The following is a 17,793-nucleotide window of genomic DNA, read 5'->3' as shown; positions in this document are numbered from 1 at the left end:
CACCGGCGCGTCAGGCGTTGTTTTCAGCCAGCTTAGGCCTTCTCTTTTTCGATAACAGACGGTTCGGCGCCGGCGCTTCCGGCTTCTTCCTCAGGCGTTACATCTTCGACCTTCATCGGGAACGGCGCGCCGATTCCCTCGTCACGAAAGCGCTCGTAGATCGAGACGCGAAGGTCGTTGCGAACGCCGCCGGCCGTCAGCACGTCAGCGACATAGATCCGCAATTCAAACGTCATTCGCTCGTCTTGGAAGGCCGTGAAGCCGACATTGGGAGCCGGATTCTTGAGGATCATCGGATGGGCTGCGGCGATTTCGTAGAGCAGTTCGATAACCCGGCGCGGATCGCTGGCATAGGTCACCGTCACGGCGATTTCCGACCGGCCGAGCTTGTTGCGGTGCGTCCAGTTTCCGACCGACGCGTTGATGAGCAGGGAATTCGGCATCATGATCGACTGATGCTGGAAGGTCTCGATCTCGGTCGCGCGGACGGAGATGCGCCGCACAAAGCCTTCGGTCGTACCGCTGACGATCCAGTCGCCCACCTTGAAGGGACGCTCCACCAGCAGGATCAGCCCCGAAACGAAGTTGGAGACGATGTTCTGCAGGCCGAAACCGACGCCGAGGGAGAGAGCGCCGGCAACGAGGGCGAGGCTCGAAAGATCGATGCCGGCGGCAGACAAGCCGATAAGGCCGGCAATGCCCACGCCCGTATAGCCGATGCCGGTTCGTATGGAGTTGCGCACGCCGGCGTCGACACGACTGCGCGCCATGACGTTGCCGTCGATCCAGCGCTGCACCCAACGCGTGACGAGATAGCCGAGGGCAAAGAGCAGTACTCCCGCGAGAATGCCCACCAGCGAAATCGTGATCGTACCGATCCTGATTTCGGTCAGCACCTGATAGGCCCAGGACTCGATATCCGCAGTCTTGAAGCCCCACTGCATCAATATCAGCGGGATGAAAAAGGAGAGAACGAGCACATAGATGCCGAGACCGGCAAAAAGGCCGAATTGGTCGAGCGCGACCGGCTCCAGATGGAATCGGCGCTCCAGGTAGCGCCCGGCTACCGTTTCGGCAAAGGCGCCCTGCTTGGAGACAGACTTCCCCGTAAGGAGGCCGATATAGACCGTCACCAGGATCGCGCTCGTCACCGTGATCTGGGTGGCGATGAAACGCGCCAGGCCGACATAGCCCGACAATGCAGTCGCGATAAGCGCCGCCCCCAGCAGGAGGAAGGAGAGCGAGATCACCCGCGGCCAGGCATGTCCCGGTGCATCGTAAGGCTCATCGGCCCTCAGCACAGGCCGGATCCACGCCATCGACATCAGAATGAGACCGATGATGATCGATGCCACGAAGCTTTTGGCAATCGTCAACACCACCGGGGAACCAAGCGACTCGCTGATGCTGCCGAGCAGATAGTCGAGCCCGTTGACGAGCGCCATCGCGAAGATCGGCACCATCAGCATTTTGGCACCGCGATCCGAAACACGCACGAGCCGCCAGCTCGACCGGTGCGGCGATAGCACCGCGCCTGCCAGCCTGGCTATGAAGAACAGCACGACGCCCATGGCGAGCGTGATCGCAACGATGGGAGCGATATCCGGCCGCAAGACGTTGAAGCTACTGAGGAAGAAGTAGCTCGACATAGCGAAGGCTGCGAGCGCCAGAGTGGGGATGAGCGTCGACCAGAACGCAAGCGAAAGCTGCCGGAAATAGGTGGGCTCGTCGTCTTCCTCGTTGCGCATGAGGACCGGCGAAAAAAGCCTGTAACCGCCGACCAGGAAGAGCAGCGCGGCGCAGAGCGAAAGGAAGATCGCGCTCAGCAGCGGCACGCGCTTGTAGTTCCAGGCGAATGTCAGCCAACCGCCGATGCTGCGCGACAGTGCCATCGCTTCGTGCATCGTTGCAGTGATTGCCTCGCTCAGCACCGCCGCCGAGACATCCGTATGTCTCAGCAGAGTGTTGGAGAAGATCGCCCGGCGCGTCGCGGTGATCCGGTTGGCAAGTTTCCTCGCTTCGATCGATAAGTTCTCCGCCTTGCCCGTCAGAGCATTGACCGCCCCGCGCTCCGCCAGGAGCCGTTTTCGCTCATCGGTGATGACCGCGTCTTCGGGCGGCTGTCCCTCACCGGGAGGATCGCCGAGTTCCGTGAGCCTCGCCTTGATTTCGTCGAGCCTCGGACGAGTGGGGACGGAGGCCGCGATGATCTGCTTTGAAAGCTCGTCGACCTGCACCCTGAGTTCGGCGAGCATGGCGTCGTCGTCCCCGACGGCATTGGTACGCTCGATGAGACGCTTCAGCTCCCGGTCGGCCTGGGCAAGCTGATCCTCCGCCTGCTGCAGTACCGGCGATGCGGCATCCGGCGCCTGACCGGCCCCCGTTTGCTCCGCCCGCTGTGCCGGTTCGGCCTGCGGCGCAGGCTGGCCGGATTGGGCAGGCTGGGCGGGTGCGACCGGTGCGGCCGGCCGGGTTTGCTCAACGCTCGGCGCGGGCTCCTGCGCAACTGCGAATCCACCGGCAGCCAGCGTCAGCGCACCGAAAGACAGGGCAATCGAAAGCGCCCTTAGTTTATCCAGGAGATGCAACATTCTACCCTTCGATAATCCCTGCGCCGCGCAGAACCGCTCCAGGCTTCGCCAAGACCGGTCTGCACATGCATAACGGCGAAAAGATGCAAACCCCTTGAGATCTAGGCCGATCCGAACAGTCTCGCGGTTCAATCCCCTTCGGAATGCCCGGCGTAGTCCGCCAGCAACTGTTCGTAATCCTCCAGCGGCGGCAACGCCGCATAGCTATGAACGGCGGATGTGCTCACCCACGGCAACTTTTCACTGGTCCAGGTTTCGATAAAGGGCCTGCACCAGCTGGGATCGTCGAGCATGGTCGCGCGGAGATTGACGAACCAGTCCATGCCTTCCGGGCGCGTGAACATCCAGCTCATGCAATGAGGACAGAAATAGTGGCGCGTTGCGCCATGAAGGCCGCCGATGACGGGCTCGCCGCGTGTGACCTCGAAGCCTTCGCTCGGAATGGCGACGCTCAGCGAGAACGCGCTCCCGGTCATTCGCTGGCAGCCGGTACAATGGCATGCCATCGTGAGAAGCGGTTGCGCGCTCACCTTGATGCGGACCTCTCCGCAACGGCATCCCCCTTGCCAGGGCAGTTCTCCGGCACTCATGGTTTCCTCCTGATCTCAGCGTTTTTCGCCGTGGTTCATGCCTAGAACCCGGCGCCGGGCTGCGCGAGGTACTCTTCCTCGGCCGGTGACGAAGTGCGGGCCAAAATGGCATTGCGATGCGGGAAGCGGCCGAACCGCTCGATCACGTCCCGATGCCGAATCGCATAGTCGAGGTAGCCGGCGTCTCCGAGTTCCGTGAACAGCTTGACCGACATGGTCTGGTCGGTCAGGTTTTCGGAGTGTTCGAAGGGCATATAGAAAAACGCGCGCCATTCCGTCGGCACTGCCATGTCGGCGCTCGCCCCGATGGCGAGCTTCGCCTCGCGCAATGCCAGACAATCGGTGGCAAAGGCCAAGGGCGACCCGCGATACATGTTGCGCGGCATCTGATCGAAAAGAATGACCGCCGCCAGCCAGTTCTGCGGGGTCTCGCGCCAGACATTGTCGAGGTTTCTGGACAGGGCCAGGTGCGACGCCTGAAATCGCCGCGCGCACTGCTCATCGAGTCCGGGATCCGGCGTGAACCAGTGGTCATAGGAAAGTTCCGTGAACCAGAATTTCAGCACCTCTTCCGGCGTGCAGATCTCGATATCGCCAGTCATGACGCTCACATGCCTCCCTGCTGCCAGAGCAATTCCACAAAAGATGCGCTTCCGCCGCAAGATAGGCGGCGATCAGGCCGTTTCCCACCGAATGCCTGCGATTTAGCAGGCGATCCGTATTCGCGCGGTTCCATTTGTCCCCGGCATTCTAACGCAGCGGCCAGATCCACATCAGCATCGGCACCGCGACGATCACGATGACGATGGAAAGCGGCAGCCCCAGTCGTGGGTAGTCGCTGAACCGGTAACCGCCGGGTCCCATTACCAGCGTGTTACATTGGTGGCCGATCGGCGTGAGGAAGTCAGAGCCGGCACCGATCGCTACCGCCATCAGGAACGCGTCTGGCCTGTATTCGAGCGCCGTTGCAAAACTGGCGGCAATCGGCGCCATGACGAGGACCGTGGCGGCATTGTTCAGGAAGGGTGTCACCGCCATGGCCGCAACGACCATGATGGCAAGCGCCCCCGCAGGCGGTAGATTCACCGCCATCCCGCTCAGCCAGCCCGCGATCAGGTCCGAGCCGCCCGTCGTGCGTAACGTGTCGCTGACGGGAATCAGCGCGGCAAGCATGACCAGAATAGGTCCGTCCACGGCGCGGTAAACGTCACGCAGAGGGATGACGCGAAACACCACCATGGCAAGCGCCGCGGCAAAAAAGGCGATTTGCACAGGCACGACCCCAACCGCTGTCGCCCCCATCGCGGTCGCCAGAACAAGCAGCGGGACGGTGGCACGGCGAATGGTGCCGAGCAGAATTTCCCGTTGTGCGAGCGGCAGGCAGCCGAAGTCCTGCAGGAAAGACGGCAAGTCCCTGCGGGTACCCTGCAGCACGACGATGTCGCCGGCCCGCAGCCTGATGCTGCCAAGCCTCTGTTTCAGTCGTTCGCCTTGGCGGCTGACGGCCAGCAGATTGATGTTGTGATTGTTGAAGAGCGCCAGGCGCTGAGCCGACATGCCGATGAGCGGTGAGCCGGTGGCGATCACCGCCTCGATGGCTTCGGTCTCGGCTTTCTCCTTGTCGTTCGGCATCGGCGCACGATCGCCGGAGATCTTGAGCTTTGCCTGGGAGACGATGCGGTCGAGCGCAGCGGGACCGCCTTCGAGCAGAAGGATATCGTCCAGTTCGACGACGACATCGGGCAGCGGGGCCAGATGCGTGCCGCGACGGAAGACGGCGATCACCACGGCTCCGCCATCGCCGATCTTGACAAGATTACTGAGCGGCTTGCCGATCACCGGCGATCCGGCGGGGACCATCGCCTCGGACGTGTAGTCGGTGATCTCGATCGCCTGATGCATGCCGACCTGCTGACTTTTCCGCTCCGGCACCAGGCGATAGCCGAACAGCAGGAACACCGCGCCGACCAGTGCCAGCGAAGCGCCGACAGGCGTGAAGTCGAACATGGTGAAACTCTCGCCCGTCAGATCCGCACGCACCCGGGAGACGACCACGTTGGGCGAGGTGCCGACCTGCGTCATCAGGCCACCGATCAGCGAGCCGAAAGCCATGGGCATCAGGAAGACGGACGGTTGCACATTCGAGCGACGCGCGAACTGGAACGCTACCGGAATCATGATCGCAAGCGCGCCGATGTTCTTGATGAAGGCGGAAAGGACCGTGACCGTGACGACGAGAAGAGCGAGCTGTGCCCTTACCGATTGCAGGTCCGGAAGAAATCGCTGGATGGCCGCATCGACCACACCCGAACGCGCCACGCCCGCGCTGACGATCAGTGCGCTGCCCACGATGATGACGATGTCGTCGCTGAAGCCGTCAAATGCGTTATCGAAAGGAACGATGCCGACGGCTACCGAAAGCATCAACGCCGAGCAGGCGATGATGTCGTAGCGAAAGCGACCCCAAATGAAGAAGATCATCATGGCGCCGAGCACGAGAAACGAAAGGGTCTGTTCGGCGGTCATGGGCAGTACCTGAGCAGCGAATCGTCGGGAACCGGGGTTCTGTTTGCAAGCCCATTTACCGACACCGGATCAAACGCGCGATACCACCCGAAGGTTCGGGCGGCATTGCGCGAGCATCGGCGGGCTTCGGCCATTACATCGTTCAAAGATTTCTGCCTATGCAATCGAAATATCGCGAAATCCCCACGAAACGCGGGTGGTTGCCGCGACACGCCGAACTTCCTGCTTTCTTTGCACGTTGTCGAATAAGGAATAAGGTGGTGCAACTCATGTGAGGCGAAGCATGTACATGAACCGTCACGCGATGCAATCCGCCGCAGCCTACCGCATCTTCCCCGAATCCGAAACGAAGCCGGAGAACCGCGCGACAATGCAAGCCGCTGCAGGACATCCCCACACGTCCATTCGGAGGCGCGGTGCCCTGAGCACAGCTCTCTTCACCCTCTGCGCCGCCGTCGCGCTCAGCGCCTGTACATCGACGCAAACGGTTGGCTACGGCCCCAGACTAGAACCCATTCCCGGCAGCATTACCTATGGCGGTCAACCGCGAACGAAGCTGACGAAGGCGCCGATCGGCAGCATGGTGCCGCACCAGTTCTTCGACACCTATGGTCACCGGGTCTACGAGACCTATGTCATTAATCCGGACCGCTCGTTGCGACTGACCAGCCGCCGCATAGATTACGACATCTTCAGCGACTGAATGCCGGCGAGAATCATGCAAGTGGCGAGGATCGTCATGAAATATGTTCTTCCTATCCTGTGCATGCTCACACTTCTGACCGGCTGCGAGGCGACCTCGATGGGCTATTCGCCCTATTTGGAGCCGATTCCCGGCAGCATCACCTATGGTGGCCAGCCGCGCACCAGGCTTACCAAGGCACCGGTCGGCAGCATTGTGCCGCATCAGTTCATCGATCGATTCGGCCGCCGGGTCTACGAAAGCTATGTCATAGAGCCGGACCGATCGTTGCGGTTGGTAAGCCGCCGCTATCGCGACCTTCCACTCTTCGACGACGACTGAATTGGGCTACGTTCCTGCGCCGGAGCACCCTGGAGCATCTTCCAGGGAAGTGACGCCGGTCGGGCCAACGGATTGCGGTAAAAAAGGAACCTATTGCATCGGCGCCTTCAGCGCCGCTGCAACGTAATTACTGCGAAAATTTCTCTACCCTGCCTTCGTGAGCAACAGCACGCGTTTTGCCACATCGGCAAAGGTCACGCCGAGCGCCGCCCCGCCAATCCCGATAACGCCGAGAGCGCCCATCCCCATCAGCTTCCATTTGCGCACGTCCTCGGTCACCGGTTTCATTGCGGCAATATCGTCCTTGACGAGCATCATCGAGCCCTCGAGGGTCCGCATGCGCTCGACCAACTCGTCCATCCGGCGCGTCATGGATACGCGGCCGGCATCCGACCTGTCCTCCGATCGGCGCAGGTCCTCCCGCAGGTTCTTCACCTCGGCGACCAAGGTGCCGAGCTGCTGGTGAACGCCGGCCTCAATCATCTCCGCCCTCCCCGTGTCTCGCACACTCCGCCCTGGTCCAGACGGACGCCGCGCAGAGGCCGACCACCGTGCGGTCGATCTTGCGCTGGTCGATCTGCGTCGCGCCGCGGGCGCCGGCAAGTTCAGTTCCCACGATGCTGCGAAGGCCGCTCACATCGACCGGTCCCGAAGTTCCACAGCCCGCCAGAAGAAGAACAGACGTCATAGTCAAAGCGCTTCGCGTCAGCGCTCTTTGCTGCTTCATTGTTCTGCCTTTCGATTGAATTGCGGACCGCCTGCGCGGCATTCGAACGGATTTCGAGTATGGCCCAGGAAATTCCGGCCAGGATCAAGGCAGCGACGACCAGGTTGCTCCACGGAAACGTCATCGTGTGAGCCTCAAAGCGTCGCGGACCGCCGGCATCGACCAGATCGCGTAAACGGCAAAGCTGACGATTATGACGAGGATCGCAAGCTGCACCCGCCAATCCAGCGCGACGAGGTTCAGCTCCTTCAGCGCCGTGACGATCGTGCCGCCGGCCGTCAGCAACCAGGTCCAGAAGCGGCCGGACCGGGAAACCGGCTTGCCCGGGCGTGCCGGAACCACAAGCGCCGCCGCCTCGCCCGCGCGGTCCGCCTCGACCTCTCGTGGACCGGCTGCCAGCACTGCGCGAAGCACGGCTTCCAGCTTTTCCGGCCGCACCAGCGCTCGGTTGAGCCCGTCGCCGGCATAATAGGACTGCCCGCGCCTTATCCGCTGCCGGTCACCCTGGCTATCGGCGAGAACCGGCAGAGACGCCCATTCCATCGCCAGGCGCCTCGCGAATTCAACGGGGCCGATCTTGCCGGAGATAAAGCCGGCGAAACCGCGGCGGTTCAGAAGGTGAAGGGCGAGCCGGTCCTGAAGCGCAGGATCGAAGCGCTGATCTCCGCCCAATCCCGGTACTTCCTTCAAAAGCCCGGAAAGCGTGGCCCGCATGAACTGATAGCCCCCCGCCGCACTCGATCCATGCGCCCTCGCCCACCCCTTCTGCGCACGGATCACCTCGGCGATCGCCATGTGCGTAAGCGGCTTTGTGAGCTTTCCCTGGTTATGTCCGTAGATCACGTCGTAAGACGCGCGGCCTTTGCTGCCGACTTCCGCCTCCCGGATAAAGTCGAGCAGCATCGCCGCGCCCGGAGGCACGGTTTTGGTCATGGGGTTCCTTTCTGCTGAAATTGCAGTTCGTCGGCGAAAAAAGGCGGACTAAGGCCTGTTGAGATTCGGGATACCCGCAGCGGCTTGCTCGATCTCCTCAACAGGCCTTCGTCCGTTGCGAGCTTGCTGCCGCCGAAGAAGCGCCTGGCGCTCTCGCCATGGACGCCCGTTGCGGATCGTTGCGCCATTGGATATGTGCAAGACTGATTCAACGGTAGAGATAAAATCAGTGCCCAAGCCGAAGGTTGTCGTCGTTTTCCCCGTCTACAATGGCGAAAAGACACTCACCAGCAGTCTACGGTGCATTGCCGAACAGACGTTCGATGGCTTCGAAGCAATCATTCTCGACAATAAATCGACGGATAAGACGGTCGACATAGCCGAGCAATTTTGCCGGTCGGATGAACGCTTCTCCGTCGTCAAATGCGCAGAACATGTAAGCGCGATCGATAACTTCGCGAGAGCAGTCCGGCTCGGCGCCGAACGTGGCGAATATTTTTGCCTGCGTGCATGCGATGACCATTCGTCGCCGGATTTTCTCGCGCGCTTGGTTGAAGCACTTGACGAAAATCCCGGAAAGCTTCTTGCCGCATGCTCGACGAAGCTGGTAGGGCGAAGCGGGTCCAGAATCAAAGCCCCGGACGACTCTGTCTTCGAATTCACAAGTAAATACGCATCAGGCAAGGTTCCAAGAAATCTAACGTTCCCGGCTGAGTGGATCTACGGTCTGTACAGAGGCAGCGCAAAAGAAATGCTCATGGAACGCTGGTTCGAACTTGGAAATCCTTGGTGTTTCGCATCATACGTCGTTTCAGAACTTGTCGTCCGCGACCTCGTAGTGTACGTCGACGGACCAACATTCGACTTCACAGAGGGATCTGGCTCTGAGGCGCGTTATGGGGCCAAAAGTTTTCGAGATCGCCTAACTCAGAGACTGAAATATACTAAAGGCTGCTACAATCTGGTAAAAAAGCTTCCAGATGTCAGCTGGTCGACCCGGATGAAATTCTTTCGGATGTGTTGGAACGACGCGCGACGAAAGACTCGGTATAAGATTTTTTGGATTTTCTAATGTCATTTGATGGCAATTGTTTCGTTGCCACAGCGCAGCTTTGTATGTCGATCCGTGACAGGACAGGCTAGAGGTCGGCAGATGTGGACCACATTGCGTCAATCTGCTCGTCCGAGAGGCCGAGGGCGGTGCCAATGAGGTCTATGAGCGGATGCGCGCGGTTGAATGTGGTGGCGTATTCCCACTCAATTTTCGCAACCTCCTTCTCAGGACCTTCCTGCATTGTCTCAATAGCGGCCGCGACCTGAGCCGGAGTAAACCCGTTCTTGACGAGGCCTAGACGAAACCGACGGGTGGTCAGTAGCGGAAGCGATGCACGGACTTGCTCCGTCGTCGGCGGTACATAGCTTTGAACCGGAAAGTCCGGATGCTGCTTCATCCAGGTACGGATTGCTGGGTTCGCACCGATCGAGTCGTCAGGTGTGGAAACGTAGTGTTCGAAACGTTCCTCCACGCCGTTGATCCTCAACGTGAGATCAAGGTCGTAGATGCCAGGGGTCGGCGTATCCGTGACCTTGTGGACGGTGACCACCTCGAAAATCGACTTTTCCATTTAAGCGACCCTTTGCATGATGTTGTACTCGCCGTTGCCATTGACTACTCCGCGTGAGCGCCAGGTCCCCGCCAATGCTGCTCCGGCGCTCGGGTGGGTCGATGGGACGTAGTACCTGTTGATCGAATTGTGGAGGGTGGGGGTGCCGGAGGCATTGCGTGCAATGTTGGCGTCGTTACCCAGTGCCACAATATGGCCGAGCGGAAAGCTCGTGTCGTTGGCACCAGTTCCAACATAGACCTCCGCCGCAGTAAACCCGAGGGCATGGGTGTGGCTGGTAGACGTGACGGAGTTTGTCGTCGAGTTGGTAATGTCGCCAGGCGTGCCGAGCGTCAGGGTGCGATCTGCGGCAAGCGTGCCGCCGCCGGTCAGGCCGTTGCCGGCGATGATCTGTTTTGCAGAATTCGCCGGCGTGTAGCCATAGATCGAGTTGAGGTCGGCCGAGGATAGATTTCCGGAGTGATAGACGACGTGCTCGGCGCCGTTGACCTGGAATTCCAGGCTGTCGACGCCGCCGGAATTCTTCAGTGTGAGGGCCGTGTCGCCGCCGGTCGCCGTATCGTTATAAATGCGAAACCCTTGATTCACCCCCGTGCCGTCGGTGTGCTGGATATAAGCTTGGCGAGTGGCCCCCTTATAGAAGCTCACATACGGATCGTCGGTGGAGGCGGGGCCAACGATACGTATCGCCTCGCCGGGGGTGGTGATCGTATGGGTGCCGGTCTGGCCGAGCGTCGTGATGCCGTCATAGGCTCCGGCAATTCTGGCGTTCGGAATGGTTCCGGTCGTGAGATTGGAAGCGCTGTTCGCACCGAGATTGGACCTCGCCGTCGCGGCGTCCGTCGAGCCCGTACCTCCTTCGGCGAGCGCAAGCGGTGTTGCCAGCGTCAGGCCCGAGGAATTGAGGCGGCCGACTTCCGTTCCGTTGACGTTCCACACATGAGAGGAGTTGGCCGGGACCGTATAGTTCAGGGTCGAACCCGTGATCGTGAATCCGTAACCGCTGTAGAGCTGGATATGCTTCGAAAGATCGGTGTTCCCGGCAGCAACCGCATTGGCGAAGCTTACGCCGGACGAGAAATTCTTGCCCGCCATCGAGCCCGGAAGCCGTGCGTCGGAAATCGTTCCCGAGCTGAGATCCGAGGCCGATCCGGACGACGCCACTGCCGCAAGGCCGAGCGTGGTCTTCACGGCAGCGGCGCTGGTGTCGTCGAGGATCGTTCGCGCAAATGGCGTCAGCGCCGTGGTCGCATACAGAAGCCAACGATGGTGCCATATACCAATGAAAGAATTTGCCATAGGCAAGATCCATGAACGCAAACATGACGGCATAGCAAAACAGAACACGGATCGTATTGAGGGCAGCGTAGCCGTTGCACGCCGTCGCGGGTCAGTTCATAGGACTCCGAACCCGCCAGCAAGACGATCGGCCGGTCGAACCGCCGGCCCTGCCACCAGTCGGGATAGCGCCCGGTCAGGTGCATCGCCGCCTCCGCTGCGCCGGCCAGCGTCTTACCGAGCTGGTTGCCGGCCATGAACAGCCTCTCGCGAAAAGCCGCGCCCGCCGCATGGAACTCCCGCTGCTTGGCATAGGGCCGGTAGGCGGCAAGGACATTCGTCCGTTGCCGCCTGTGGAGCTCCGCCATCAGCAGCATCTGTTCCCTGAGCATCGCGGAAAGGCCGGACGCAATTGTCCCCTCGGATGGGTTGGATACGCTCATCCGTGATCACGCCTCTATATTTTTGCGAATTGCGGTCGTAGCCGGCGTAAGCATCGCTTCGTCTTTGCTGGACTGCGCCGGAATAAGATCAATAATGTCCCCAATGCCGTGCTGACATACGAAGCGCCGATGGGAGAAAATCATGATCGAAGGCCATTGCCATTGCAGGGCGGTCCGCGTCGCGGTCCCCGTCCGCCCGGAGACGCTCGGCGATTGCAACTGCTCGCTCTGCAGCAGGCTCGGCACGCTTTGGGGCTATTACCCTTCCAGCGAGGTCAGCATCACCGATCCTGAAAGAAAGCTCGTCGGATATGTCCAAGGCGACAGGACCTTGACCATGCATCACTGCGGCGTTTGCGGGTGCATAACCCACTGGTCGCCGGCCGGCCACAGCTCACCGCGCATGGGGGTCAACATGCGCGTCTTCGATCGTTCGGTCTGGGAAGACATCCCGCACCGCCTTATCGACGGCGCGAGTTGGTGAAATCGGCTCTCTGTGCCTCGGGCCTTCAGATTCTGCCCATCAAGAGCAAGATCAACAGGACCACGACCAGAACGCCGAGAATTCCCGAAGGGCCGTATCCCCAGCCGGACGAGTAGGGCCAGGCCGGAATGGCGCCGATCAAAAGCAGGATCAGAATAATGAGGAGGACGGTGCCAAGCATATTGCGGTTCTCCCTTGCACGATCGAAATTTCTGCGAACGAAATCACGCGCCAAATCGAGTTTCTGCAGCGACTTTTGCGCGCCTCCGAAGATGTGGGTGCGCTACAAAGAACATCGCTCATCCTACGAATGCGAGAAGTCAGAATATGTTCCACGCCCCACGCGACCCGTATGCGGGCAACACTCAATCAGAACGGGCAGTTTCCTTGGAAGCTTGGTCCTCGTTTCCGGTTTGTCACATCTGGAACAGCGAGACGGCGTGAAAGGGCCTTTTATCTGCATGTTCTCATACGCATGAGAACATGCTAATTTTCTTTTTTTCTCGGAGGGGAAACCGATGCCACGTATTGCAAATCTTTATTTCAGAACGGCGATTGTTTTTTTGATCCTGGGCATTTCGATCGGCCTGCATATGTCGATCACAGGCAACCATGCCGCAACGGGCGCCCATGCCCACGCCAATCTGCTCGGCTGGGTAACCATGGCGATTTTCGGCGGCTACCACGCGCTTAATCCTCAAAAGGCGGCAAGGCGGCTGGCGGTGATTCAGTACGCGGTCTACACCTTCGGGGTGGCCGTCCTGATCCCGTCGCTCTACCTGATGCTTTCCGGAAACACGGCCGTGGAGCCGATCGTCGCCGTTTCGTCGCTCATCGCTTTCGCCGGCGTTCTGCTCTTTGCCGTCATCATCTTCTCGAGCAGCGAAGCGTCTGTCTCGGCAAGAGTGGCGCCGACGCATTAAAGCTGCACTTTCGCGGGCGGCACGCGCTTTCGCAGGCCGCCTGCCCTCTTCCTGGCTGGAAGCAGCGGCCGGATCGCAGCGTCCAGCGCGCGGATCCGGTCGATGATCTGTTCGTCCGACAAATCGTCAACCCCGCCGGTTGCGGCACTCAGGTCCTTCGGCAGAACCGAGGCGACGAGCTTCAGATAGGCTTCCGGCTTCTCGTCGCGAATGCGAGCGATGACCTCGCTGCCATGCTGGGCGAAATCCGCGCGCACGGCACCGAGAAAGCTGCTCCCCAGCGGGCTGCCCTCACCTCTCGCAGCCGGCATGCCCGCCGCGTCCGGCGCTTCCGGCTCCGGCATGGCGCTCTGATCTTTCATCATGAATTTCTCCGCTCCTCGTCCTTCTCGGGCCGGCAGCTCATGACCACAATTTCTGGAACAATCTTCCCGCCATATGCAATCCATAATTGCGCCAGAATCCCGGATCAGATTGGCGCAACAGGACTGTGCCGCCTCGTTTATCGAAGAGAAACCGCCACGGAGGGAATATGCGCCGAAGCCTCGCCACCGCCTTTCTCATTGCCGCATCGACGATCTCCGCCTCTGCGGGGGAACGGGGCGACCCGCAATACTTCGTGAAGGCCTGGCTTCAAATGCCTGACAGAAGTTTCGAGCAAACGAGCGGCTGGTGCGATGGAGAAGATGATTGTTTCGTGCCGATCGGTGAGCACGTGATCCAGTTGCGGGATATGTCGGCCTCATCTTACACGTTCAGCTTTTGGAACGACCCCTCGCAGCAGGATGCCTGCTGCGTGAGCCACACTGGTTTTCCTACGTTGCGCCTTTGGAGCGGACGTCCCCGCGTCGTTCCTCTTTACTACACCCCGAGAGTATCAGGCGACCCGGGGCAGATACTCTTCGGCAACCTCGTCATAGCAGTCGAGTACTTGGGCTAACCGCCTCCGGTCGCCGAAGCCAGGTCTCTGAAGCGGATCCCTTGGGAAAGCATGTTGGATGCCGCCTGTTCCCGCCATCTCGATAACGCCTGTTTAAGTGTTGGCCCAAGAGGGGCTGGCCCTTCCTTTCACTCATGGACTTCTCCTCATGAACATTTGCGTTTCGCGGGTATTACGGTGGATCAAATTCATTTGCGGCCGGCGATGCCGCCCACTCGCCCGGCGCCGCTGGCGCCTGGATCATGCGAGATTTTGGGGTCAACGCGTCTTCACGCAGAATCCGCCTCGCGGATTCGGGTGACGCGGAAGCGCATCGCCGGCCGCACACGGCGCCGCGGCGTCTTGGAACGCGCGGCATCGCCGTGAACCATGAATTGGAAGTGAGGAGCACGCCGCGCCGAGAGGAGCGCCGGACGTTTTCGAGGTCGCCTCCGCAGGATCGGAGCAGGATTGCAATTCCTGCTCCACTCTCATCTCTCTGTGCTTGTCACAGAAATCCAGCAGCGCCGCGTCTGCGGCGCGCGAAGCGTTCTTTCGGCCCAAGGCTTGGTTTCACTGGACCCTGTGACGAGCACAGGGACGAGGAGATCAAACAAGCCGCGGCGGGTATCACGATGCTGAAGCCCTGAGAGGATAAAATTCCTATCCTTGATTTATGGAATACCGCAAATGCCCCTCGGTTCGCAAGCCTTCGTCATGCCCAGAGCGCTTGTTTTTCGATTTGCCCACGGAAAATCTCTCCGATGTCTCTTGGCGGACCGCAGGAGGTAAGTTCGCCTGCTGCTGCCAACGCGCAGGCCGCTATGAACCCGCTGCTCGGATGCCTGCTTGATGAAGAGGCTGCTCAAATTTTGTTGTACAGATGTATATTATAATTTCCTTGCATAAGACATTGGCCTCTGCTTCAATCCTGAAAGGCTGATGCTTGAGGGCTTGGGTATATATTTCGATAATGATGTCTCGGATGAACGGCAGCGATCGGTTCGCTATCGTTGCTCGATGTCGGACGACGTTTCGTGCCGAGGCAAAACACATTGCTTTGAACATTACTATAGAGACTGAAATTTAGGCCAGTATCCCGATCGTCGGGGAACCACGACAGCCCGCAATGCATTTGCCTTCCCGAGAGAAGGAGCTTCGTCCATGCGCAATCCTTGGATATATGTCGCCGTCGGTTTCATCGTCGGTGCCGGCTTGTTCGTCACCACGGCCTGGCACCGCACGCCCCTCGCCGAATCCGGTCAGTTCGCCAGCGTAAAACTTGAAAAGACCGATCGCCTGCAGGGTGGCGTCCAGACTTCGTTCGTCATGGAGCGTTTCGGCCCGGTTAAATCCGTCGAGTAACCGGGGACGACGTTCAAACCTGCACTGGACCATTTACAGGTGCGGCAGGCAGCGCTTCAGGCATGCCGGGCACCGCCGCGAACTCTTGCTTTCCGCCGCCGGATGCGCAAGTTACTCGCGCCGGGGTCATGCCGGCGCTGAATGGCGAACGAGGAAAACTGCGGTGAGTCCAGATAACAAGCCCGATGCCGAAATCAGGGTCGAAAAGCGAACGAACGGGCGCTGGGCCTTCGTCCTCAGCTATCGCGGCGTCACCTATCCGGCCCAGGGTCAGTTCGCCACTCAGCTTCAGGCGCAGTCCGCGGCTTACGTCGCAATGAAGCTCCTGCGCAAAACGCGCTGAGGGGTCACCCCTCTAATTGTAAGGCGAGTTACACCGGCGGCGCCCGCCGTCAAAGGGCTGAAACGTGTCGTCCGCAGCGCGATACGAGGCGTACCGCTCCTGGCACCAGCGAAGATGCGCATTGGCGTCGAACTGCCCCCTTTGCCGTTGGCGCAGGCGCGATCTGTCCACCGCCCGGGGCGAAGGGCCTCCCACCGTCGCACCGGGGCCTATGCCGATGTCGGGAGCCCTGCCGCGATAGCGGGAGCCGTAGTTCGGATATCGCTGTTGCAGGAAGTCGCGGTATTCCCTCTCGATGAAGAGATCGTGGTTGCTGCTGCCCGCGGGACGACCGGCGCAAATTCCCGTGCTGCACGTCTGGGCTTGTGCCGGTAGCATACCTGTCGCTACGGCAATCACCGCAAAGGCGAGCATTGCTGAAGCTTTCACGGACTCACCTTCTTTCTGCTCCGGGAAACGGTCGATGCGCCTCGACATACTGGTTCGAGGCACCTTCGCATTGAAAGCATTTAATCTCTATTCGCCCAAAAGTGCAGCGGTTTTGGGACGACGGTTTGCCCGGCATTCTTGTGGCACGGTCTGAACCGGCTTAGGCCGGATCGAGCTATAGGATATTATTCCTATTATGGAGTAAGCGAAATATCCTTCTTCCCATATTCGCGCAAGCCCTTTTCGAAGAGGAGGGCATTCAGGCCCCGCTTCAGCCAATCCAATTGGGCTTCCGGCATCATTCTCAACCCTTCGTAATCCATCACGCAGACGTTGAAGACGGTGGCTTTCACCTGCCGCCCCTCCTCGCATCCGAGCAACAGGCCTTCAAGCCTCATCATTCTCTCCGCCGCGTTCTTCGCCTTCACGGCGCGGGCCTCGCTCGGCTCGCTTGCATGTCCTCTTACGTGGCCGATTTGCTGGGCCCTGATGCTTGGAAACGGAATGCCCGTCAAATGATAATAGCGCACCATCGTCGCCGCGTAGTCGTCGCCCGCCTCCCGCTGCTGCTCGGTAATCCGCCCGTCTAGAAACAGCCGGCCGAGCGTGTAGCCGGCGAGCGCGCCTCTGGTCTCTAGGCCATGCATGCGCTTGCGCGCTGCAAGCGCCACAGCCATGGCCTCCTTTTCGCTTTCCTGTTTGGACCACTCCGGCTTTATCTTGCCGCATGCAAAGCGCTCGGCATTGGCCTTCCGCGGCCGTCCGAGTTGTGCCTTGCGCTTTGCACGCAATTTCTGAGCCTTGGTCAACATGGGAATCCTTTCGAGCGTGGTGATTGAGACATCCGTTGCGGGCGACCTGCCGTGAAGCGGCGGGACGTGACGGTATTCAGGGTGAACTGAGGGTGGGTATGGAATGCGAGCCGCCGCAAGGCTCAGCCGAAGGTGTCATCTCTGGAAGCTGTCCGCCTTCCGGCGCCGCCATCATTCACGACCGCAAGCACGGTCGTGTGGTCTCTATGGAAGATGCGGCCGATCCCCGCCAGCGAGAGATCCCGGCGGCGCTCATAGACCGCGCGCATGCAGGCATGCCTCGGCTTCACCAGCCGGCGCTCCCGGCGCACACTGATGATGTCGTCCCAGCTCACACCGGGAAAATCCTCGAGCACGGCGGCAACGATTTCCTCGATCGGCGCTCTGTCGCGGCCGCCCACATTCGACGCACCGGTATCTCGGCTGCCAAGCAGAATTCGGGCCTGCGCGAGCAGCCGCGCTTCCGTATCGGCGAGATCGGCTTCCAGTCTCGCAATCCGCCGTCCTTTCGCTTCGTTGTCGGAAGCAAGGTCGACCAATTGTCCTTCGAGTTCTTTGATGCGCGCAGATCGCCCCATCGCTTCGCTCGGGCGAGCCAGCCGCTCCCGTACGCTGCGATAGTGTCGAGTCTGCCTTGCCAGTTCCGAATTCTCCGCCACTGTTCTCGAACTCCCCTTTCCCGTGCTCCCAGCGGTCGCGGTGCCTCCGCAGCCGCGACTTGACTTTATCAATGACATCTATAATGTCGTGTTGTCAACATGATTTATGTTATCAACATTGC

22 protein-coding genes and 1 pseudogene are annotated in these 17,793 nt (G+C 60.2%); 8 read left to right on the top strand and 15 right to left on the bottom strand.

From position 1 onward, the window contains the following. Window positions 1-32: 32 nt before the first annotated feature. The 4 genes from AC6CIG_RS06830 to AC6CIG_RS06815 all read right to left on the bottom strand — a co-directional run bounded on the left by AC6CIG_RS06830 (window position 33) and on the right by AC6CIG_RS06815 (window position 5,707). Entirely contained in the window at window positions 33-2,588 is a 2,556-nt protein-coding gene (locus AC6CIG_RS06830; protein WP_437409509.1) for a mechanosensitive ion channel domain-containing protein, read from the bottom strand. Window positions 2,589-2,719: 131 nt separating this feature from the next. Then, complete coding sequence (locus AC6CIG_RS06825; protein ID WP_437409505.1) at window positions 2,720-3,181, bottom strand: GFA family protein; 462 nt, start codon at window positions 3,179-3,181, stop codon at window positions 2,720-2,722. 41 nt (window positions 3,182-3,222) lie between these two features. Continuing rightward, window positions 3,223-3,783 (bottom strand): DUF924 family protein, encoded by a 561-nt coding sequence (locus AC6CIG_RS06820; RefSeq protein WP_026168634.1) that lies wholly within the window; start codon window positions 3,781-3,783, stop codon window positions 3,223-3,225. Between the two features lie 148 nt (window positions 3,784-3,931). Continuing rightward, window positions 3,932-5,707, bottom strand: coding sequence for an SLC13 family permease (locus tag AC6CIG_RS06815; protein WP_018095300.1), 1,776 nt, complete (start codon window positions 5,705-5,707; stop codon window positions 3,932-3,934). 283 nt (window positions 5,708-5,990) lie between these two features. On the opposite strand from AC6CIG_RS06815, the gene AC6CIG_RS06810 reads away from it, so the two are divergent. Both AC6CIG_RS06810 and AC6CIG_RS06805 read left to right on the top strand, forming a co-directional pair. Then, window positions 5,991-6,410 (top strand): hypothetical protein, encoded by a 420-nt coding sequence (locus AC6CIG_RS06810; RefSeq protein WP_164866987.1) that lies wholly within the window; start codon window positions 5,991-5,993, stop codon window positions 6,408-6,410. A gap of 36 nt (window positions 6,411-6,446) precedes the next feature. Beyond that, on the top strand, window positions 6,447-6,731 hold the full coding sequence (locus AC6CIG_RS06805) for a hypothetical protein (RefSeq protein WP_026168635.1): 285 nt from the start codon (window positions 6,447-6,449) through the stop codon (window positions 6,729-6,731). 144 nt (window positions 6,732-6,875) lie between these two features. On the opposite strand, the gene AC6CIG_RS06800 is transcribed toward AC6CIG_RS06805, so the two are convergent. From AC6CIG_RS06800 to AC6CIG_RS06790, 3 genes are all read right to left on the bottom strand, one after another. Beyond that, window positions 6,876-7,214 (bottom strand): DUF1515 family protein, encoded by a 339-nt coding sequence (locus AC6CIG_RS06800; RefSeq protein ID WP_127711004.1) that lies wholly within the window; start codon window positions 7,212-7,214, stop codon window positions 6,876-6,878. Then, window positions 7,207-7,458, bottom strand: coding sequence for a hypothetical protein (locus AC6CIG_RS06795; RefSeq protein ID WP_018095304.1), 252 nt, complete (start codon window positions 7,456-7,458; stop codon window positions 7,207-7,209). The genes AC6CIG_RS06800 and AC6CIG_RS06795 overlap by 8 nt, the downstream gene beginning before the upstream one ends. Window positions 7,459-7,578: 120 nt before the next feature. Then, on the bottom strand, window positions 7,579-8,391 hold the full coding sequence (locus AC6CIG_RS06790; protein ID WP_437409506.1) for a lysozyme family protein: 813 nt from the start codon (window positions 8,389-8,391) through the stop codon (window positions 7,579-7,581). Between the two features lie 229 nt (window positions 8,392-8,620). Between AC6CIG_RS06790 and AC6CIG_RS06785 the strand changes: the two genes are divergently transcribed. Continuing rightward, on the top strand, window positions 8,621-9,463 hold the full coding sequence (locus AC6CIG_RS06785; protein ID WP_437412812.1) for a glycosyltransferase family 2 protein: 843 nt from the start codon (window positions 8,621-8,623) through the stop codon (window positions 9,461-9,463). Between the two features lie 67 nt (window positions 9,464-9,530). Here the strand turns inward: AC6CIG_RS06785 and AC6CIG_RS06780 are convergent, their stop codons facing one another. From AC6CIG_RS06780 to AC6CIG_RS06770, 3 genes and pseudogenes are all read right to left on the bottom strand, one after another. Beyond that, window positions 9,531-10,016, bottom strand: coding sequence for a hypothetical protein (locus AC6CIG_RS06780; protein WP_127711000.1), 486 nt, complete (start codon window positions 10,014-10,016; stop codon window positions 9,531-9,533). Continuing rightward, window positions 10,017-11,315 (bottom strand): hypothetical protein, encoded by a 1,299-nt coding sequence (locus AC6CIG_RS06775; RefSeq protein WP_498322549.1) that lies wholly within the window; start codon window positions 11,313-11,315, stop codon window positions 10,017-10,019. Between the two features lie 68 nt (window positions 11,316-11,383). Beyond that, window positions 11,384-11,737, bottom strand: a pseudogene (locus tag AC6CIG_RS06770) (terminase large subunit domain-containing protein); the annotation flags it as partial. A 142-nt stretch (window positions 11,738-11,879) separates the two neighbouring features. On the opposite strand from AC6CIG_RS06770, the gene AC6CIG_RS06765 reads away from it, so the two are divergent. Continuing rightward, window positions 11,880-12,221: a GFA family protein gene (locus AC6CIG_RS06765; RefSeq protein WP_127710996.1), complete on the top strand. Its 342-nt coding sequence runs from the start codon at window positions 11,880-11,882 to the stop codon at window positions 12,219-12,221. A gap of 25 nt (window positions 12,222-12,246) precedes the next feature. On the opposite strand, the gene AC6CIG_RS06760 is transcribed toward AC6CIG_RS06765, so the two are convergent. Then, entirely contained in the window at window positions 12,247-12,402 is a 156-nt protein-coding gene (locus AC6CIG_RS06760; RefSeq protein ID WP_020487478.1) for a DUF3309 family protein, read from the bottom strand. Between the two features lie 337 nt (window positions 12,403-12,739). Between AC6CIG_RS06760 and AC6CIG_RS06755 the strand changes: the two genes are divergently transcribed. After that, on the top strand, window positions 12,740-13,144 hold the full coding sequence (locus AC6CIG_RS06755) for a hypothetical protein (RefSeq protein ID WP_018095312.1): 405 nt from the start codon (window positions 12,740-12,742) through the stop codon (window positions 13,142-13,144). Here AC6CIG_RS06755 and AC6CIG_RS06750 read toward each other — a convergent pair. Then, window positions 13,141-13,506, bottom strand: a complete 366-nt coding sequence (locus tag AC6CIG_RS06750; RefSeq protein WP_127711114.1) for a hypothetical protein — start codon at window positions 13,504-13,506, stop codon at window positions 13,141-13,143. The genes AC6CIG_RS06755 and AC6CIG_RS06750 overlap by 4 nt on opposite strands. A 170-nt stretch (window positions 13,507-13,676) precedes the next feature. Here AC6CIG_RS06750 and AC6CIG_RS06745 point away from each other — a divergent pair, with 170 nt between their 5' ends. From AC6CIG_RS06745 to AC6CIG_RS06735, 3 genes are all read left to right on the top strand, one after another. Next, the gene (locus tag AC6CIG_RS06745) at window positions 13,677-14,084 is read left to right on the top strand and encodes a hypothetical protein (protein ID WP_127710994.1); all 408 of its coding nucleotides are present in this window, start codon (window positions 13,677-13,679) and stop codon (window positions 14,082-14,084) included. 1,143 nt (window positions 14,085-15,227) lie between these two features. Next, window positions 15,228-15,428, top strand: coding sequence for a hypothetical protein (locus tag AC6CIG_RS06740; protein ID WP_018095315.1), 201 nt, complete (start codon window positions 15,228-15,230; stop codon window positions 15,426-15,428). Window positions 15,429-15,591: 163 nt separating this feature from the next. Further along, window positions 15,592-15,771 carry a hypothetical protein gene (locus AC6CIG_RS06735; RefSeq protein ID WP_018095316.1) on the top strand — a complete coding sequence of 60 codons (180 nt, stop codon included), beginning with the start codon at window positions 15,592-15,594 and terminating at the stop codon, window positions 15,769-15,771. Window positions 15,772-15,783: 12 nt separating this feature from the next. Here AC6CIG_RS06735 and AC6CIG_RS06730 read toward each other — a convergent pair whose 3' ends face one another. From AC6CIG_RS06730 to AC6CIG_RS06720, 3 genes are all read right to left on the bottom strand, one after another. Next, window positions 15,784-16,149, bottom strand: coding sequence for a BA14K family protein (locus AC6CIG_RS06730; protein WP_026168639.1), 366 nt, complete (start codon window positions 16,147-16,149; stop codon window positions 15,784-15,786). 245 nt (window positions 16,150-16,394) lie between these two features. Then, entirely contained in the window at window positions 16,395-17,012 is a 618-nt protein-coding gene (locus tag AC6CIG_RS06725; RefSeq protein ID WP_018095318.1) for a hypothetical protein, read from the bottom strand. A gap of 122 nt (window positions 17,013-17,134) precedes the next feature. Continuing rightward, complete coding sequence (locus AC6CIG_RS06720; RefSeq protein ID WP_127712109.1) at window positions 17,135-17,671, bottom strand: helix-turn-helix domain-containing protein; 537 nt, start codon at window positions 17,669-17,671, stop codon at window positions 17,135-17,137. Window positions 17,672-17,793: the final 122 nt, after the last annotated feature.

The sequence above is a fragment of the Sinorhizobium sp. GQ132 genome, from assembly GCF_059758575.1.
Note: the sequence above shows the minus strand (reverse complement) of the source record. Positions and strands in the feature narration are given on the sequence as shown.

What these genes read in the sequence shown, in the direction of transcription:
- AC6CIG_RS06805 (WP_026168635.1), top strand. Translation starts at nt 6,447, where the DNA reads ATGAAATATGTTCTTCCTATCCTGTGCATGCTCACACTTCTGACCGGC.
- AC6CIG_RS06795 (WP_018095304.1), bottom strand. Translation starts at nt 7,458, where the DNA reads ATGAAGCAGCAAAGAGCGCTGACGCGAAGCGCTTTGACTATGACGTCT.
- AC6CIG_RS06745 (WP_127710994.1), top strand. Translation starts at nt 13,677, where the DNA reads ATGCGCCGAAGCCTCGCCACCGCCTTTCTCATTGCCGCATCGACGATC.
- AC6CIG_RS06725 (WP_018095318.1), bottom strand. Translation starts at nt 17,012, where the DNA reads ATGTTGACCAAGGCTCAGAAATTGCGTGCAAAGCGCAAGGCACAACTC.
- AC6CIG_RS06810 (WP_164866987.1), top strand. Translation starts at nt 5,991, where the DNA reads ATGTACATGAACCGTCACGCGATGCAATCCGCCGCAGCCTACCGCATC.
- AC6CIG_RS06775 (WP_498322549.1), bottom strand. Translation starts at nt 11,315, where the DNA reads ATGGCAAATTCTTTCATTGGTATATGGCACCATCGTTGGCTTCTGTAT.
- AC6CIG_RS06750 (WP_127711114.1), bottom strand. Translation starts at nt 13,506, where the DNA reads ATGAAAGATCAGAGCGCCATGCCGGAGCCGGAAGCGCCGGACGCGGCG.
- AC6CIG_RS06790 (WP_437409506.1), bottom strand. Translation starts at nt 8,391, where the DNA reads ATGACCAAAACCGTGCCTCCGGGCGCGGCGATGCTGCTCGACTTTATC.
- AC6CIG_RS06765 (WP_127710996.1), top strand. Translation starts at nt 11,880, where the DNA reads ATGATCGAAGGCCATTGCCATTGCAGGGCGGTCCGCGTCGCGGTCCCC.
- AC6CIG_RS06755 (WP_018095312.1), top strand. Translation starts at nt 12,740, where the DNA reads ATGCCACGTATTGCAAATCTTTATTTCAGAACGGCGATTGTTTTTTTG.
- AC6CIG_RS06800 (WP_127711004.1), bottom strand. Translation starts at nt 7,214, where the DNA reads ATGATTGAGGCCGGCGTTCACCAGCAGCTCGGCACCTTGGTCGCCGAG.
- AC6CIG_RS06825 (WP_437409505.1), bottom strand. Translation starts at nt 3,181, where the DNA reads ATGAGTGCCGGAGAACTGCCCTGGCAAGGGGGATGCCGTTGCGGAGAG.
- AC6CIG_RS06730 (WP_026168639.1), bottom strand. Translation starts at nt 16,149, where the DNA reads ATGCTACCGGCACAAGCCCAGACGTGCAGCACGGGAATTTGCGCCGGT.
- AC6CIG_RS06780 (WP_127711000.1), bottom strand. Translation starts at nt 10,016, where the DNA reads ATGGAAAAGTCGATTTTCGAGGTGGTCACCGTCCACAAGGTCACGGAT.
- AC6CIG_RS06740 (WP_018095315.1), top strand. Translation starts at nt 15,228, where the DNA reads ATGCGCAATCCTTGGATATATGTCGCCGTCGGTTTCATCGTCGGTGCC.
- AC6CIG_RS06820 (WP_026168634.1), bottom strand. Translation starts at nt 3,783, where the DNA reads ATGACTGGCGATATCGAGATCTGCACGCCGGAAGAGGTGCTGAAATTC.
- AC6CIG_RS06815 (WP_018095300.1), bottom strand. Translation starts at nt 5,707, where the DNA reads ATGACCGCCGAACAGACCCTTTCGTTTCTCGTGCTCGGCGCCATGATG.
- AC6CIG_RS06760 (WP_020487478.1), bottom strand. Translation starts at nt 12,402, where the DNA reads ATGCTTGGCACCGTCCTCCTCATTATTCTGATCCTGCTTTTGATCGGC.